This window comes from Ruegeria sp. CG1 (assembly GCF_056537265.1).
This window is the reverse complement of record NZ_JBQFRF010000009.1, coordinates 102,827-118,419: the sequence shown is the minus strand read 5'-3', so window position 1 is coordinate 118,419 and position 15,593 is coordinate 102,827. Positions and strand designations below refer to the sequence as shown.

At 50.3% G+C, this 15,593-nt stretch carries 13 protein-coding genes and 1 pseudogene; 2 read left to right on the top strand and 12 right to left on the bottom strand.

What is annotated here, in order from left to right; genetic code table 11:
• Positions 1 to 90: 90 nt before the first annotated feature.
• Positions 91 to 252, top strand: a pseudogene (locus ACR0AU_RS19770) (helix-turn-helix domain-containing protein); the annotation flags it as partial.
• A gap of 37 nt (positions 253 to 289) precedes the next feature.
• Here ACR0AU_RS19770 and ACR0AU_RS19765 read toward each other — a convergent pair.
• The 12 genes from ACR0AU_RS19765 to ACR0AU_RS19710 all read right to left on the bottom strand — a co-directional run bounded on the left by ACR0AU_RS19765 (position 290) and on the right by ACR0AU_RS19710 (position 14,565).
• Positions 290 to 931: a hypothetical protein gene (locus tag ACR0AU_RS19765; protein WP_480796137.1), complete on the bottom strand. Its 642-nt coding sequence runs from the start codon at positions 929 to 931 to the stop codon at positions 290 to 292.
• A gap of 32 nt (positions 932 to 963) precedes the next feature.
• Positions 964 to 2,511 (bottom strand): ATP-binding protein, encoded by a 1,548-nt coding sequence (locus ACR0AU_RS19760; RefSeq protein ID WP_480796136.1) that lies wholly within the window; start codon positions 2,509 to 2,511, stop codon positions 964 to 966.
• 17 nt (positions 2,512 to 2,528) lie between these two features.
• Complete coding sequence (locus ACR0AU_RS19755) at positions 2,529 to 4,157, bottom strand: radical SAM protein (RefSeq protein ID WP_480796135.1); 1,629 nt, start codon at positions 4,155 to 4,157, stop codon at positions 2,529 to 2,531.
• 92 nt (positions 4,158 to 4,249) lie between these two features.
• Complete coding sequence (locus ACR0AU_RS19750; protein WP_170526183.1) at positions 4,250 to 5,236, bottom strand: ParB N-terminal domain-containing protein; 987 nt, start codon at positions 5,234 to 5,236, stop codon at positions 4,250 to 4,252.
• 9 nt (positions 5,237 to 5,245) lie between these two features.
• Complete coding sequence (locus ACR0AU_RS19745; protein ID WP_480796134.1) at positions 5,246 to 6,721, bottom strand: DEAD/DEAH box helicase; 1,476 nt, start codon at positions 6,719 to 6,721, stop codon at positions 5,246 to 5,248.
• Positions 6,722 to 6,723: 2 nt separating this feature from the next.
• Positions 6,724 to 7,110 carry a hypothetical protein gene (locus ACR0AU_RS19740; protein WP_480796133.1) on the bottom strand — a complete coding sequence of 129 codons (387 nt, stop codon included), beginning with the start codon at positions 7,108 to 7,110 and terminating at the stop codon, positions 6,724 to 6,726.
• A 28-nt stretch (positions 7,111 to 7,138) separates the two neighbouring features.
• Positions 7,139 to 8,152 carry a ParB N-terminal domain-containing protein gene (locus tag ACR0AU_RS19735; RefSeq protein ID WP_480796132.1) on the bottom strand — a complete coding sequence of 338 codons (1,014 nt, stop codon included), beginning with the start codon at positions 8,150 to 8,152 and terminating at the stop codon, positions 7,139 to 7,141.
• A 391-nt stretch (positions 8,153 to 8,543) separates the two neighbouring features.
• Complete coding sequence (locus tag ACR0AU_RS19730) at positions 8,544 to 9,029, bottom strand: hypothetical protein (RefSeq protein WP_170667974.1); 486 nt, start codon at positions 9,027 to 9,029, stop codon at positions 8,544 to 8,546.
• 25 nt (positions 9,030 to 9,054) lie between these two features.
• Entirely contained in the window at positions 9,055 to 10,935 is a 1,881-nt protein-coding gene (locus tag ACR0AU_RS19725) for a TniQ family protein (protein ID WP_480796131.1), read from the bottom strand.
• Positions 10,935 to 11,858, bottom strand: coding sequence for a TniB family NTP-binding protein (locus tag ACR0AU_RS19720; protein ID WP_480796130.1), 924 nt, complete (start codon positions 11,856 to 11,858; stop codon positions 10,935 to 10,937). The genes ACR0AU_RS19725 and ACR0AU_RS19720 overlap by 1 nt, the downstream gene beginning before the upstream one ends.
• Before the next feature lie 47 nt (positions 11,859 to 11,905).
• Entirely contained in the window at positions 11,906 to 13,858 is a 1,953-nt protein-coding gene (locus tag ACR0AU_RS19715) for a Mu transposase C-terminal domain-containing protein (RefSeq protein WP_480796129.1), read from the bottom strand.
• The gene (locus ACR0AU_RS19710) at positions 13,855 to 14,565 is read right to left on the bottom strand and encodes a hypothetical protein (RefSeq protein WP_480796128.1); all 711 of its coding nucleotides are present in this window, start codon (positions 14,563 to 14,565) and stop codon (positions 13,855 to 13,857) included. The genes ACR0AU_RS19715 and ACR0AU_RS19710 overlap by 4 nt, the downstream gene beginning before the upstream one ends.
• A gap of 71 nt (positions 14,566 to 14,636) precedes the next feature.
• On the opposite strand from ACR0AU_RS19710, the gene ACR0AU_RS19705 reads away from it, so the two are divergent.
• Positions 14,637 to 15,467, top strand: a complete 831-nt coding sequence (locus tag ACR0AU_RS19705) for a hypothetical protein (RefSeq protein WP_480796127.1) — start codon at positions 14,637 to 14,639, stop codon at positions 15,465 to 15,467.
• The last annotated feature ends 126 nt before the right edge of the window (positions 15,468 to 15,593 follow it).

Sequence of the window (15,593 nt, the reverse complement as noted above, 5' to 3'; positions counted from 1 at the left end):
CACTTTTGTGCGGATCTTAACGAAAACAGGTGGGTCAATTTTATTCGCTCATAACCCACCTAAGTGGGTCAATTTTGCATGCCGATTCACAAGCTGGAGATCATTCGCCTCGTCGAAGGGTCGCATCTTCCGACCAGGCGTACGCTGGACAAACTCGGCATCCCCAGAACCACTTTCTATCGCTGGTATGACCGATATCTGGCTGGCGGCCCCGAGGCGCTTGAGGATCGCGGCCCCAAGCCATCACGGGTCAAGGCCCTGTCAATTGACATTCCGATGTATCGCAATCTCAGAACCCCTTTTTGACCTTTCCCTTTAGCAGCTGGCTTCGAATAAAGGCCTGTGCTCCGAGCATGAGTACGAAAGCACCCCCTGTGCACCATTTTTGAACGCAAGTTATTTCCACATCGATTAACGAACTGGAATAGTTCAGCGTCATAGCCATAACTCCAGCTCCAAAGTATGCGGCATTCATCGTGGCGCATGCGAAATAGATCACAAAGCCTGCTCCAAATCCGCCATACGTAGGTTTGTCTGTCTTCGTTGGTAGCACCGGCACACCGAACTTCTCCGAACCCGGCAACTTGAAGAAGTAATCTCGGATAGAATTCACAACGCGGGCATATAGGATGGCGTCCAAGCGCAAGCCTTCGATGTAGGCAATTACAGCGGCGCCAATTACACTCAACAATAGCGTCGAAATACCAAACAACGAATATGCCAAAAATCGCGCCTCGGCACTTATTCCGTCATCGGTCAGGTTAATAAGAGCAACACAAACCGCTGTAATCGGGATGGCGGCAATCAACAAGAAGTACCGATAAAACGCCGCAAGCACTTCATTGGTTTTGAAGTGTGCTTGCGAGATGTTCTCGTATTCCTTCAGCTGGAACTGCGTGAAAAAATCCCTGCTGTCTTCATCTTGGCTCACGCTAGTGGGATCATTTGCATCCAAACTTGTCATTATGAGCGCGAAAGCCGGTCCAGCATCCGGTCGATCAGGCTTTTCGCCGCGACTTGATTTGCGGAGCAATCATAGATGAGATCGAAGACTTCCTTATAAGTTGATCGTTTGTTTTTCGGCAGGTTATCGAAGATATCGCCCTCAACTTTGGTGGTGTGGGCATCGACAGCATTTTCGATTTTCCGAAGCTGGCTACGCAGCACGCCGCGATCCTCGTCGTCGAAGAGATCGAATTCAGTAGCCTTACGCATCTCCGACAGAAGCGCGCCAATCTCTTCTTTGATCGACTTGGCGTATCGTTGCGACACTGCGCCTTGCTTGAGGACCTCCAGCTTCTCGTAGATCTTGTCCGCAGCCAATTCGAAGGTTTTCAAACGGTTTCGTTTTTGAGAGGAAGTCCGGCATTCGCGTGCCACTTCTGCGCCCACGGGTCGAAGATGCGCAATGATGTTATCTAGATGTGCATTGCTTTCGAATTCATCGCGTCGGCCATTGGGTACGACCCGCCCATCGAGCACATGGACTTCGCCAATTGTCCATGAACAGAAACGATCTTCAGGAAACACTTCCAGAAACAGGCGATCATGGCCGACCTGGATATTGCCAACCCGCGCGCGCAAACCTCGGACGCCTTGCGAGACTGGTATCGCCCCTTGATAGTCGTGGTGGATCAGCCAGCCAACCGCGGCCACGCCGCCGTCAATACTCTCTATTTGAAAGGATTTAAAGGATTGTAGCGCGGCAGACTTGGTGTCCGAATAATCCACTTTATTGCGGTACGGACGGTACACAGGCTCTCCCGCGGCATTAATGTGGATGTTGTAGGATTTGCCAGCGCGGCCAAGCGGTTCTAGAAGCTGAGTGATTTCTTGACCAAACTCAAACTCGGGAGAGAACGGACACGGGCATACCTGGCCGATGTAAGCGCCAATCTCCGTTTCGTTGAGCAGCCTGTCATTGGCGATCCGCCGTGGCTTGATCAGCTCTACTTCAAAGAAGTGAGTGGGATACTCATCGGGATCGAGCCGTTTTAGTGTGACCGCTGCCTTGACGATTGAACGTAGATCACTGTTCCCATCCGGCGCTGCCAAAAGCCGTTTGACAACACGGCCATCCCAACTCGCTTCGAGCACCTTGGTATCACCGTGCGCGCGAGAGCGGAATACGAGCTGTTGGACATAGCCGAGCGCAGAAAGTCGACCAACACCGCGAAACCCCCTCGCATCCGTACCCCGTTTCGTACTGGCACCGAAGGACAGCATGCGTGTTGGAAAGTCCGCATTGGACACGCCAACTCCGTTATCTCGAATTACAACGCGGCGGTCGATGTGATCGAGATTGATCTCAACACACCCGTCCTTGATGGATGGTAGTAAGCCAGCTGCGACTGCATCATCGATGGCATCGGTTGCGTTTTGGACGTACTCCCTGAAAATCGAAAGCGGGTTTACGTACATCGAACTGCTGAGCAGCTCCAGCACATCCTTGCCAACAAACACATCGTTTTCATTCAGAGTCTCTGCATCAAGATTCTTTGCTTCCATCATTGCTTGGGCCCCATGATTTACGCAAAGACTTGCGTGATTTCGTTGATTGCTTTTTGGCTCTTCGGTTCCGGTTGCACGTCTTCATCCGTAAGCCCCGCATCCTCGACTCGTTCATCTTCGGGGACTAGATAGGCCCCGATGTCTTCCACGCGTTTTCGCTTCTGTGCGTCCCAAATCTTGGCCTCATCCGCCTTAGACATCGGCACGAAAAAGCGTGCTGCGTCACGAAGATGACCCTGCGCCAATTCGTTTAAATCGGCTTCATAGTCGTTCTTGCCCCGACTACACAGATATTCCAAAAGCTCAGTCTTTTCGTCGCCTGCAAGCGTGCTCATGACTGACTGGAAGGCCTCAAACTCTGCTCGACCGTCGAATTGCTCGTACCAGTACCGGTTAAAGATATAGTGGTGCGGGCGCAGCAGGATGTTCTCGTATTCTTCATAGGTATCGCCAAACGCCTTGCGGAAGAATTCTGGCGCGCCACTTACAATCCCATGCGTGGCCTGCAAGATCACCTGCATTGAACGGAGGTAATAAGAGTTCCAGTTCGCTCCTATGTGGCCACGGTCTTGGCGGTTCACAGGCTGATAACGCATCGGGAAGGAAAAGATACGGATATCAAGCTCTTCATTGAGGTCGACATTGAGCCGCATACGCTCGAACAGATCACGAGGAGAGTCCTTGAAGTTATAGAGCATGTAGTTCGACAGCTCGGTCAAGCCGGCATCTGCTGAATAGCGGATGGCCTGCGCGTAGGGCTTTTTTACGCCAAGGTGGTCGAAAGCTATGCGCAGCGGCTTGAGGGCAATCCGCGCCAATTGCTGCAAGTACATCGGGTCCTTGCATAAGATGCGCGCATCTACGCCCTGGTTGAAATCAACGCGCCGCTGTAGCTCGTAACGTCCCCGCTTGAGTTTTGCACCCCGCTCAAAACCAAGATCAATTATCTCGGCAATGATGTCTTTGAAGTTGGCCGACGCGACCACGTTGTTGTCCATCAGGATCAAATCGCGCTTTTCACCATAAAGCTCACTCACTCCTTCCACCACGCTGGTTAGCGAGTTCGTATCTCGCTGCATGCCTTCCAACGTTGGTACACCACAGAAGGCACATTTTCGCACGCATCCCCTGGACGCATATGTAAAATAAGCATCCGAGACAGGGTACTGATAGGAAATATGATCCAGAATGCTGTAGTCAGGAACTAAATCCTCGATGGGTTTGCCGTTCACATCGTCGGCGTAGAGCTCTTCATCGAAAGGGTCTAGCTGGAGCGAAGTGGCTGGCGCATCACCAAGCAGTCCTTTGATGAAACGTACGCCGCGCCAGCGAGATTCATCTATGAACTTGTCATGCATTAGCGAGGCAGCGATGCCGCCAACAAAGACGCGGTGTGCCTGCCCCCCCACCAGATCAAGGGCATAGTCGATACTGCGCGCGGTGCGTTCCCATTCAAAGGAGAACAAGGTTGTTATGTATATGCGGTCCCAAGCCGTCTCATAGGCCGAAGGGTCTTCGCCCTTAACGAAGCGAACATTGTCTTTTTTGCCTTGTGGCCCATGGTATTGAGCAATCTTCATCAGCCCAAGGGGCGGGTATTTGTTGCGATACCCCGGTTCTACAAGAAGTATGTTCTTACCCGCCATAATCTGCCTCCATCTTAGTGTTATTGCACTCTATCTAGCCGGGCGGTGTTTGTCGATCCAGTCCTTACGTCCAACCGATACAGGTGTTTGTTCTACTCCAGTCGCTTCAACTGTTGCTGCACACGTTTCGCTATTTGCTTCAACTCGAACTCGACTTTCTGACGAGCCTCGTTGCTAGTTCCCTCAATTGCCGTTTTGGTTTCACTGGTAAGAAGCCAGTCCCGAAACCGTTTCAGCCGAAGATAGGTCGCATCCGCATTACCGGATTCCTCGACCCGCTCTATGGCATCATAGATGTCAACTTTTCCGGTTACGACCTTGTCGATTAAATTCTTTCTGGCCAGAGAGAGTTTTGGCACGGCATCGCGAACATCCGCTGCTTTTTTGAACTGGCCTGTCTTGATCTTCTCAACAAGAAATTTTTCGAATTCGGGAGTTTTCTTAATTATAGTCGAAATCTTGCGGGATTTAATGAATTCGAAGTAGTAACTCCATTTATTAATATCCGTATCGCCAACAGAAAGCATATATTCGTAGGTCTTGATGAGATTACGCGTTTCTGATTTCGGCAAATTCATTTGAGCGGCTATATCATCGACTGGTATCCCCTCGCGCTTGTGGCGTCTGTACAAGAAACCGGCTTGCTCGAAGGGTGCCCAGTCTTTTTTACCAACAATATGAAGCTGCCCGAGGAAGGCAAAAATTCTTTCTTTCTCGAAGCTTGGCGGGAGTAGGACGCATTTCATCTCTGCCCAGGTGAAGGGGTCACTCTCTGATAGACGCCGATAGGCTGCGAGGCGACTATTGCCCTCCAATACTTCAAAGGTCGCCCCATGCACAAAGATGGGCTCCATTAGCCCACCATTTTCCTTTATGCTCTGAACCAGTTCTTTCACATGATCCATTTTAATGAGCCTAGTCTGTATCGCCTCTTGGTCAGGCTCTCCCTCATCGGGTTTTACAAGCGAGTAAAGGCGCGGGTTCTCTGGATAGAACTTGAGCTTCTTGTGGTCGATTTTGCCACGTTTGACATCAACTTCTTCACCGCGAATGAGGATGGTGTCGTCAATCCAGGTCAAAGTCTTTTCCTATTCTTCAAGCGCGAGCACAGATTTGAGCACCGCAAACATTTGATAGTTCATATCCGCGCCAAATTCTTCAGCGCCGATATCGCCGTGCGTAAGCTTTGCCGCCAATTCCTTTTCGGCGAGCAACACATCGACCCACTCATCAACAGAGTCGCGCATGACAAGGTTATGGACATAGCAGGTACGTGTTTGCGAAATCCGGTGTATGCGGTCCTGCGATTGCAGGTAGTCGTCGAGGCTGAAAGAGCGATCAAAGAAAATGACGTGGTTTGCGACCGTCAGAGTTAGCCCTTCCTTGGCTGCGCCCGGCGTCGCCACCAGCACCCGCACGCTATCGTCGGTCAGGAAGCGCTCAATTGACTTGTTGCGCGCTTCGATAGCCATCTTCCCATGGACCTTTACGGCCCCGAAAGAAGAGAGCCGCGAGGTTAGCCAGTCAGCGTTGTCTGTGAAGCTCGTCCAAACAATCACTTTCTCACCGCTTTGCACGGTTCCGAGAAGTAGGTCTTCCAAATGAAGGAACTTGCCAGGTGTACAATGATAACCGCTATCGACCAATCTTGGATTTGAGGCAACCTGTACCAACCGGAGCAATCGTTTCAGGATGCCTTCTGCCTCGTCGACTGTCGGAAGTCCGTTCCGCTCAACGATGGCCCGATAGTCATCTCTGATTTGCTTATAGAGTTCTTCCTGTTCGGTTTCCCATTCGCAAGTCACAGTGCGGAAGACCTTAGAGGGTAGATCAATTCCGGCACCATCCTTGCTCTCTCTGACTGCGAAGGATGCAATCCGATCAAACAGATGGCTCAAGCGGATTTCAAAAGCTTCTTTTTCATGGGGGTTTTTAGGAAGGGTTTCCGAAAAGTCGTAATCGTTTTTGAACGTATCAAAATCCTCACCCAAGCTTTCACCACCATCCAGAAAGCAGATAGGCGCCCAGACATCGTAGGGACGATTGGCCACAAGGGTTCCGGTCATGATGGCACGGCGCTCAAACCCGTCCGATAGCGCCAGAAAGGATTTCGTCAGTGCAGACCCCGGGTTTTTTATCTTTTGCACTTCATCGATAACAACGCCGACCCGCCGAGTCTTGCAGAACAGTGCCATGCGGGATTGTTCTCCTTTAATCGCCTCAAAATGCGTCAGATACAGCCGGTGCGGTGCGTTGAAAGCGTGAAAGTTCTCTGCCTTGTTCTGTGTGATCAGCTTAGGCTTTAGAGATGTGTGCGCATCAATTTCCTTCTGCCAGTTGGCAATCAGGCCTTTTTTGACAACCAGAATTACAGAATCCACAGTGTTTTCGGATAGCCAATACAGCAGAAGATCCAGGGCGATTTTGGTCTTGCCGAGGCCTTGCTCGTGCAGGATTGCACAATATTCCATGTCCTTGATCGCATCGAATGCCTGCTCCTGGTAAGGGAACGGCTTATGCGTCGGCGTAAAGCTATGAGTTGTTCTGAAAACCAACTGTGCCATCGCTACCCCCAAATCCCGAATTCGCACAGAACCTGAACCTCTGGCTTACCCTTGGTTCTCACTGAATTGAGGTTGTTCAAAATAGATCGAGCGCAAGGCGCCCAGGCGAATCTCGTGGCGATAACAAGCTCACCGCTCTCGCTGTGTATTGCAAGGTAGTCTGCATAGGCTTCAAGCTGGTTTTTGGTGTGCCGTGTCTCTAGATCGTTTGGTGTTTTCGCATCACCAATAATCATGTGCCCTGTACTTGGCATGGAGCAAAAGACGTCCGGAACATATCCGCCAATCTTCTTCGGTTTGGCTAAGCCTAGCACTCCCACGCCATCGCAGAATATTTGAGTATCGCTACCAAGCTCTTTATGTTCCAGCCACTTCAGGATCATCTCCACCAACTTCTCATGCGTTAGCGAAACCATCCTAGTTCGATATCTCTTTGACAAAGTCGGCCAGTTCGTCATTGAGGTCGAGGATGGCTTGTGTCTCTGCGCTTTCCTTGTTGGAACGATGTTTCTGGATGTCAGGCCAGGTTACAGCGCGAAGCTTTGACAGCACCGCCTTGCAAAGCTCAGGCAGCGACCCCTCAATCGGGTCGTCCGTTTCGCTTGTACGGTCCAAATAACGGATCGCGGCTTCTGCGCCTTCGTGCAAGAAAATCTTCTTGGCTTCGGGACTACCTAAGATCAATGGCAGCTTTCGCACGGTATGTTGCGGATGAATCTTCCGGTCTCTTACCCAACCTGAAAAATCCTCCAGGCTGTGCCCGGCCAAGGTTATCGCCTCTTTAACTTTAGATTTTTGCAATTCGGCAAACGAGGAAAACCGTGTAGCGTCGAAATCCGCATCATCATCCAGTATTGGCCGGTAATGTTCTTCCATGTCTTCATAGGCGGCGATGTAATCACGCACTTCGTTTTTTCGGCCACCACATAAATCTACCAGACGCGCAAAAGGCATATCCTGATGTTTGTGCAATTTGTGTAGATATTTAGCTTTTGAATATGGGTCCCACGCTCTGGGGCCAACCTGATGACTCTGAAGCCGGATCGAATCGATTCCTTCCTGAGACAGGCCTTCATACACGATGGCCGGGATTTTATCCCAATTTCCTTCTACGTCATTGTCTCGCAACTCTTTGTAGATCGCGACGCGTGTATTACCTTCCACGACCACCAGTTGGCCATCATTCGTTTTATTCACATGGATAGGATGAATGATCGTGCCGCTGGTGCGTATGGACTCCTTCAGGCTATAAAATGTTGTTCCCGTATCACCCGAGTCTTGCGTATCGCGGCCACTGCCCAAGGCGAGATGAATGATCTCGGCGGTGATCTCGCCGGTCCACATCTCCATGATTCGTTGGATACGTGGATTATCTACATCCAAAACCAGCTCATCTACTGGCAGAAGTGTGTGGCTCGTGGGAACAGCCATAAGTAGTCCCTTCTTGCTTCCAATTTGATCGTGCTGACTCTTCAACTGTGAGGTCGTTAGCCCTTTATACAGTAGTTAGCACGGGTGCGGGGACTACATGCAAGGCATTGGAGCCTAATTTTTTTCGCCAAGGTGATGGATAGCAATGAACCTTTGATCAACTCGACCTTAATCGAAGAAGCCGAAGGATCTCCTATAGGTTGCGCGATTATGACCGACTGTTAGGCGTTTCGCGCCGCATTGCAGAAACCTTCAACTGGTCAACAGAATGAGCAAGACATCAAGAACCGCAGCAGTTGAGGCTCCTATTTAGGCGTCCACTGGAAATGAACGCACAACCTTACTTGGAAATACCAATGCGAGGACTAAAAGCCTATTTCAGTAAATGGGCCTACCGAAGCTGACGATTGTACAAGTTGAGCCAATTAGCAAAGTCTCCTTTGAGATCCATCGCGGAGCGATAAAAGGAATTGATCGTACCCATTTTGCAGAATTCCGAATGGAACGCGTTAGCAAAACCTTCGCACTCATTGCCCCCGTTCCAAAGAATATGTACTTGAGTAATCTTCTCGCGGTTCAACAAGTCCCTATATTCCTTCGCCGCGAATTCCTTACCCAGGTCAGTATGAATTGCCTGAAGCCTGATGTTCTTACACTCGTAAACTGGAAGAACACAGTTCTCCAGGAAAGAACTAGCAGAGCGAAAGCTCGAAGACGGAGAAATCGACGCGATAACCTCTCCTGAGTAATTTGCGGCAAAGACATCGAGGACTACACGCTCCGATTTATTAAAAAGCGTGAAGGAAAAACGGTCTTGGCACCCTTGGTTGCGCGTATCTCCAGTGAAGAGTTCGTTATGTCTAAGATGTTTACTCATCAGATGTTCCTTTTTGATAGGGAGGTTAGTTGGGGTGGACTCGGCTACGAGCCATCTTCGCCTCATGGCTTCTCAGACTTGCCGTACAGCTTTCGGCATCCAGAGATGGAAGTCCTCCGGAATTGGCTAAAGTCATGAGGTCTGACAGGCGTACTAGATGGCCTCTGCTTGTTTGGGCTTCCTTTTGTGCGCCATAAGTCTCGATCTGGCTTTTTGCGAGAAGGCCGAGCAAGCGGCGCGATGTTGTGCGGCGTGACCCAGCAAGTACTGCGACAGGTACGAAAGTAGATTGGAACCGCGCCAGTTGTTCCGGCGAGATCAAATAACCCTTGTTCGGACCATGCGAAACTTCGCGAGCTTCGAGCAGGCCCAGCTTGCACCAGTGCACGACTGATTGAGGTTTCCAACCAGCGATCCTAGCAACATCCTGAGCTGTCCAGTCTTTTGAGAAACGCCCTTTACTCAGTTCTCTTTCCACGTCGCTTTTCAGATACCGGAACTTACCTAACGAGACTTCGCTATTCGCGCTTACTGGCACGATTTCACAATCAAAGATGCGCTGAAAAATTTGGATGAGCACCGAACGATCCGTTGTTCTGCGCAGATTTAGATCCGCAAAACTGATCGTCTCACCATCCCGTTGGACCGCAGAGGCACTGATACGAGCCAGCCGGTCTGCAAGGGCAATTCTGTCAAAGCCACCGTCAATCAGCGGGGGACGATCTTCTAAAGCAATTTCGCTGACCACGGCGGCTTCACGCAAAAGCTCAAACTGCTTCCGTGAAACTCCAAGTAGGTTTCGAATTGTAGTGCCGTCGCAGTATCTTTCTCGATCAGCGAGGATGTTATGAACTTCTAGCTGAGGAATAACAGTATGAGTGTGCCCATATCCGCTCCGGCTTTGTTTGCCAGCAATCTGTTTCTTTTGAACCGCCTCAACCAGCCTCTGCGACGTAACCCCAATCTCTTGAGCAGCTTCCTTGGCAGACACCCATTCTCTTGATTCATCGACTTGCAATGAACCGAGAAAGGTTCCGCTGAACTCTTTTGAAACAACTCCACCCAAAGCCTTGTGAAATGGTTCATATGCAGGATCTTTGAATTGCATGAACCGCTGATACCAATTGCCCAATCTTGCAGGCGCGGAGTTCAATGCCGGATCAGCTTTCAACAGACGTTCGCGAACGTGATCTTCAAAACCGTTTGGCCAATTTTCCAAAAGCGAAGCAACCGGCTCAAGCAGCACAACAGCATCCTCTACTGTTTTCGGCATTTTGGTCTTAAGAGCCTTGCCCGTTCGATTTGCGGAGAAGGACGAGGCTAGAAAGTGAACAAAACGGCCGATATCTGCTGGGGGACTGGACACCAACTGCGTCGGAAGACCTGAGACTTCGCTTGATGGAATGCCCGAAATCAACTGCGAGATTAGAACCTCATGTCGCGGCGCTGTCTGAACCGGAAGACTCGACAAATCCGTTCCGCAAGAACATTTTCCGTGCCCTCCATTTACGGGCGTAAGAGGCTCTGAGCATCGCGGGCAAGTATCTTCCAATCTGCACTTGTGCTCAGGGCACGCAGTTACCAACGTGTGACGCCAGCTTTGGTGATAAACCTTACCGTCTGCGATACACATTGGGCACACTGGGTCAGACCAGCGCCGGTCATATTGCCACTCGCGGCATGCGTCTTTTGGCTTGGCTTCTGGTGCGATTGCCGCGAGCTCGCCCGCAGGTAATCCACATTTGCGCTCCAGGTCATTAATGCTCTCGATCAGAGGGCGTCCGTACCTGATACCAAGTTCCGAGAAGAAATCCCCCGTGTCGATGAACGCGTTGAAAGCAGACAATCTGCGAAGGAAGCCGAGCAGGCTTTCACCAGGTTTTGGATTTGTTGTTCTGGCCAGCATCAATAGTGTTCCAACACTGAAAATTCTTCCGTCGTGGAAGGTGCAAGCTCAAGGTCGGCTTCCTTCATGACGTTTACGAACGAACGGACCAAATCCAGTTCTTCGATATCATCAGATTCAAAGAAAAAATCTGGACGGTGTTGGGCTTGAAGAACGGAGTTCGCTGCTTTGGCGAGGCTGGCGTAGCTCAACACGTCATTCTCGATGTAGGCGATTGCCCCGTGCAAGACGCGCATGACGATCCCAACGCGGCCGCCAGACACTCCGTAAAGGCGCACCACAATGTCATGAGGGTCAAAGTCAAACTCTAGGCCGGCTTCTTGCAAGCTGTTGAGTGGCGTTGCGATAGCGCCAGCGAAGTTGGTCTTTTCCTCTTCAACGGACCAGGAATAGGGCAACATGTAAGTGGATTTCATTGCCCGATCACGGCACTGTTCGTTCTCATCCAGAATTCTCTGAAACTTGGGCAACCCGCAGAGGACCAGCGTCACACCTGTGTTGTCCACGAGGCGTTTGAAATGGTCGGTAACGCCCCGCTTTGACAGCCGTTCACCACGTTCGGCGCAGTGATTGCACTCGTCCATCGCAATGACACGAATGCCCTTGCTCGTAATTTCCTTGTATAGCTGTGCCTCGATCTCTGACGCAGACGACCCTCTCTTACCGCTCAGTTCCAGCGAAGCCAGCATGGATCGAACGAGCATTTTATCATTCGGCTTGTTGGGGATGGAACCGATGACAAAATCGCTGTCATAAACCCATCCTTGGTATTCAGCTGTTGGCTTACCGATAGTATCCCGCAGATCCTCGAGCATCCGACTTTTTCCGCATCTTGTTGGACCGAGGAAGGGCACGATTGACCCACCGAGCCGCTGTGCAAGGCTAATGGCTTCAATCAGTTCACTGCGCGTTTGTTGATACAAGGCGTGATAGACGGCTTGTTTCAGGACGTGACTGTAGTTCTGGTGACTCAACTGTGCCTCCGGGTTGATTTCTTCGGCATGTTCCCGGGCAAGCTAACTGTCGGCTTGATCCGTTTGCGTTTGGCTGAGTTGGTGGGATCTTGACCGGGTAGGCGATCCGAACGTTCAATTAGCTCTTTGTTGCGGGTCGCTGCGATCTGCTTTGCACGGCGCTTCTTCGACGTAAGTTTGTCAGCCTTGTCTTTGAAGTCTTCATAAATTTGAAGTTCGGCTAGAATTGCCTGCGTTTCGATTTCCTCCACATCAGGCGTGCGCAACGCTTTTCGTGCGGCATCCAACTGGGCAAATGACAACGCGGGGCAGTTTTCTCTCTTTGTAGGGACAAAAAAGTGTTCGTGAGCCAGTTCGTCCCAGACAGCGATTTCTCGAATGTCATTTGGGTCGTACCGGATCTGAACCTTGTTTCTTACTCCAACGCGCTCAAGATAGTTCTTCAGCTCGCACGAGGCGTACCGAATGTTCTTGAACATGATGCCATCTCGTTCGGCGACACGAACTGCCTCTTCAACCATAAACATTTCTCTGACTTGGACCGCAGATGGCGCGGGGGGAAGTAAGTGGCGTCCACTCAGTCTGTTCCATGCGGCAATGGGAGACTCATTGGTCCGTAGGATGTTTTGCACTCGCCGTCTTTGCTTTTGAGCGTAAATGTCATAACGCCACCTTTGAAGCATTTCTTCGACTTCGCGAATGGTATAGACAGCTTCTGCTTCCGCGATTTTTGTGCGTTTTTTCGCGCCAATTTCTGAAGTTTGGGAGGCTCCCTGAAACTGGGTAATAAATCGACTTAGTTCTCGGAAAAACCTCTCAATGAATGGCTTCTTATCTGGCTGGCCTGGAACGCACTTCAACCAGTCTTGTGCCGAGGCCGACAGGACTGACCCAATAATATCGCCAGAGTTTTCTGAGCCTTGGTCTGATACCGTCAATTGTGGCGTACCGACGGCCTGAAACCTGTTTTGGATTTTGTAGCGATCAAAGAACGCATCCGTTTTGGGTACGAAAACCTCCTTCATGGTTCTCGCGGTCAGACTGGATGATGGAGCGCCCCAAGACACTTGAAGGCCCAGAATCAGGCCCGTTGCGCAATCGATGACCGCACACACTGTTGGACGTCCTACTGGATCTCCGTCATCATCTACGCACCACATGTCCAAAGTGGTGGAGTCCGCCTCGAGACGTGCGAACGGAACTTCAACTTTCTGGAGATTCATCGCGAGCAAGTATTGTTTTCTTGCTTCCGCACTGCCGAGCCTAAGTTTCACAACATCTGCATGTGGCAATAGCTGAATAATTGCGTTTACACATTTGCTACCGCATGGTCCGGGCTTGAGATCCAGTTCTTCACATTTTTTCTGATACTTTGCTTTGGCAAGCCTTGCGAGAGACGTAACCGTCATGCGATCCGAAGTCAGAAACCGTTCTTCGAGCAGATCGTAAGTGACTTCTTCAAACAAGAAGTCGTATCTGGGCGCTCGGTTGCCTTTGTTCGTGTGTTTGGGTCGAAGCCCTGCATCGCCTTTTGAACGGTCCAGCTTATCCCAGGATTGAACAGTCCTTAGTGAGGGAAAACCATTAGCTCGGAAAGACGTGTATTTGTCATCCAAGAAGTCTAGTACAAGTCGATTGTAGGCTGCCTGCCAAGTGAGACCACCTCCTCGATGCACTCTGATCGCTGTGATAACACGTTTTTTGAAGCTTAGTTCTTTCTGCTCAGAAGCGTTGAGCATTCGGCGCAGTGACCTGGCATCTGCGTTCGGATCGAACGCCATCTCGGAATGAATGAGTTCTCTGAATCTCTCAAAGCTGATGTGCGAATAAACACCGTCCTTGTCAGTCAGGGAGACTGAACCGTCGCGCACTCCAATTTCTACTACGGTGAAGGTCTGTTCTTCGATCAGAACATGCCAGCCAATATACTGTCGCTGAACGTGGGTCACAGCTCGATGATCTCCAGATGATTTGTTTTGGGAGTTGGGTTCAAAGACGCAAACGAAGCCGGCCCAAGACGTCGACTAAAAAGATCCACTGCAAGAAACCCGGAAAGGATAGCGCAAAGGAGTTCGTCCGAACCAAGATCAAACTCGGAGATCAGCTGACCAAGACGGACACTTTCGTTTGGCACTTCAGAAAGTACCTCTAGAGTTTTCTTCGTTGGTGGCCTGTCAATAACCGCCTTTAGCGTGCGGACGTTGTGAGCCACGATTTCCGTAAGCGTTTCGTCTGTAATCAGTGTCCAATGATGGCCAACAGATTTGAAAAACTTTGGCAAAAAATCCCGATGGAGGTCCTCGTTGACCCACCTTTCAGCTTTGGTTTCAACGAAAGCTGTTCGACCATCCCGCATTCTGACGAGGAAGTCGGGAGTGTAAGGCTTGGGACGATAGCGCTTTCCGACAAACTCATCGATAAGATTCTCTTTTTTCGCATAAGACCTTCCCGATAGAAGATCATATGTGCAAGGTTGGGGCCGGAAACTGGCTACACGCGGATCCAACGCCAACGCAAAAGCAGTCGTGGCCTCCAATGTGCTCTCCAATTGGATGTATCCAGCACATTTCGGAGCACTGACGTAATTTGCTCTCTTTTTTTGCCCCGCTTTTCTTACGATGCGGGATGTTGGGTGTGACTTGGGGTCTTTTTTCACTGGTAGATCTTGTACTATCCTTGATGGGATTACCCGAATAGGATATTCGGATACAGAATACAAGGAAAAAAATGGCGGAAAAATCCGGCAGCCTTGAAGGCGTGGCAAAAAGAGAAAACTGGATCGAGCTTGGCGAAGCTCTTTCAGAGGCAATGAGTCAACCAGATCTCTACGGGCTCGGAACTTCGAGTGAAGTTCTCCAACGTGTAGCTAATATTAAAGGAAAACAATCGGATAGCTTAAAAAAAACTGTGAATGTAAGCGCTTGGTTAAAGCAAAATTACCCGGATATCTTTGCCGCGAGACCTCCATGGCTCGGCATGACCCTGGTGATGTTCCTGATGAAAATGAATGAATTGGACCCTTCGGAAGCCAAAAAATCGGCCGCCGAAGTCTTTGCGGGCCATTCCGGTCAGGTTGCGCTCAAGAAAAAGTATGACGAACTACGAAAAAAGAGAAAGCAAGCGCCTAATTCAGTCACCAGCGCTGCGATTTCTGCACCGGAAAGAGCTCAGCAGTTCGAAACCATCGTGACCGACTACTTCGAACGCTTTGGGGCGAAGTTGTTCAACACCAGTCATGTCACCATTCTCTCGGGCAAAGTCATCGAACCGGTCAAACCCGATCTTGTCGTGGACTGTGCAGACGGACGCCGGTTTGCAATCGAAACAAAGTCATATCGTAGTCAAGTCAACCGCCGCGATATTATCGGTATACTGGGGCAATTGGCGTTAATTCAAAAACTTGTGCCCGAAATTCTCATGATTGTGCCCGAAGGAAGCGCATATGACTTGCATAGGATGAACGACCTGCGCGACAAGCTCTCCTTAAAGGGTATTCGCTTTGCGACACTGCCCGAAAAGAGAGCTGAACGAGCTACAGACCTTAGGGTATCCGAATAAAGCTATTTGCTGTCAGCATCATGGGATACAGCATTTTCAAGGGTCTGGTGACTTTCAAGGACGACGGGACACCTAGGTTTTCGAGTAAATTGTCCGCACCGGCAATGAGCTCGTTTTCTGGACATT

Bases quoted from the DNA above. Each gene is read 5' to 3' on its own strand.
- ACR0AU_RS19760 (WP_480796136.1), bottom strand. From the start codon at position 2,511: ATGATGGAAGCAAAGAATCTTGATGCAGAGACTCTGAATGAAAACGAT.
- ACR0AU_RS19755 (WP_480796135.1), bottom strand. From the start codon at position 4,157: ATGGCGGGTAAGAACATACTTCTTGTAGAACCGGGGTATCGCAACAAA.
- ACR0AU_RS19745 (WP_480796134.1), bottom strand. From the start codon at position 6,721: ATGGCACAGTTGGTTTTCAGAACAACTCATAGCTTTACGCCGACGCAT.
- ACR0AU_RS19735 (WP_480796132.1), bottom strand. From the start codon at position 8,152: ATGGCTGTTCCCACGAGCCACACACTTCTGCCAGTAGATGAGCTGGTT.
- ACR0AU_RS19730 (WP_170667974.1), bottom strand. From the start codon at position 9,029: ATGAGTAAACATCTTAGACATAACGAACTCTTCACTGGAGATACGCGC.
- ACR0AU_RS19725 (WP_480796131.1), bottom strand. From the start codon at position 10,935: ATGCTGGCCAGAACAACAAATCCAAAACCTGGTGAAAGCCTGCTCGGC.
- ACR0AU_RS19705 (WP_480796127.1), top strand. From the start codon at position 14,637: ATGGCGGAAAAATCCGGCAGCCTTGAAGGCGTGGCAAAAAGAGAAAAC.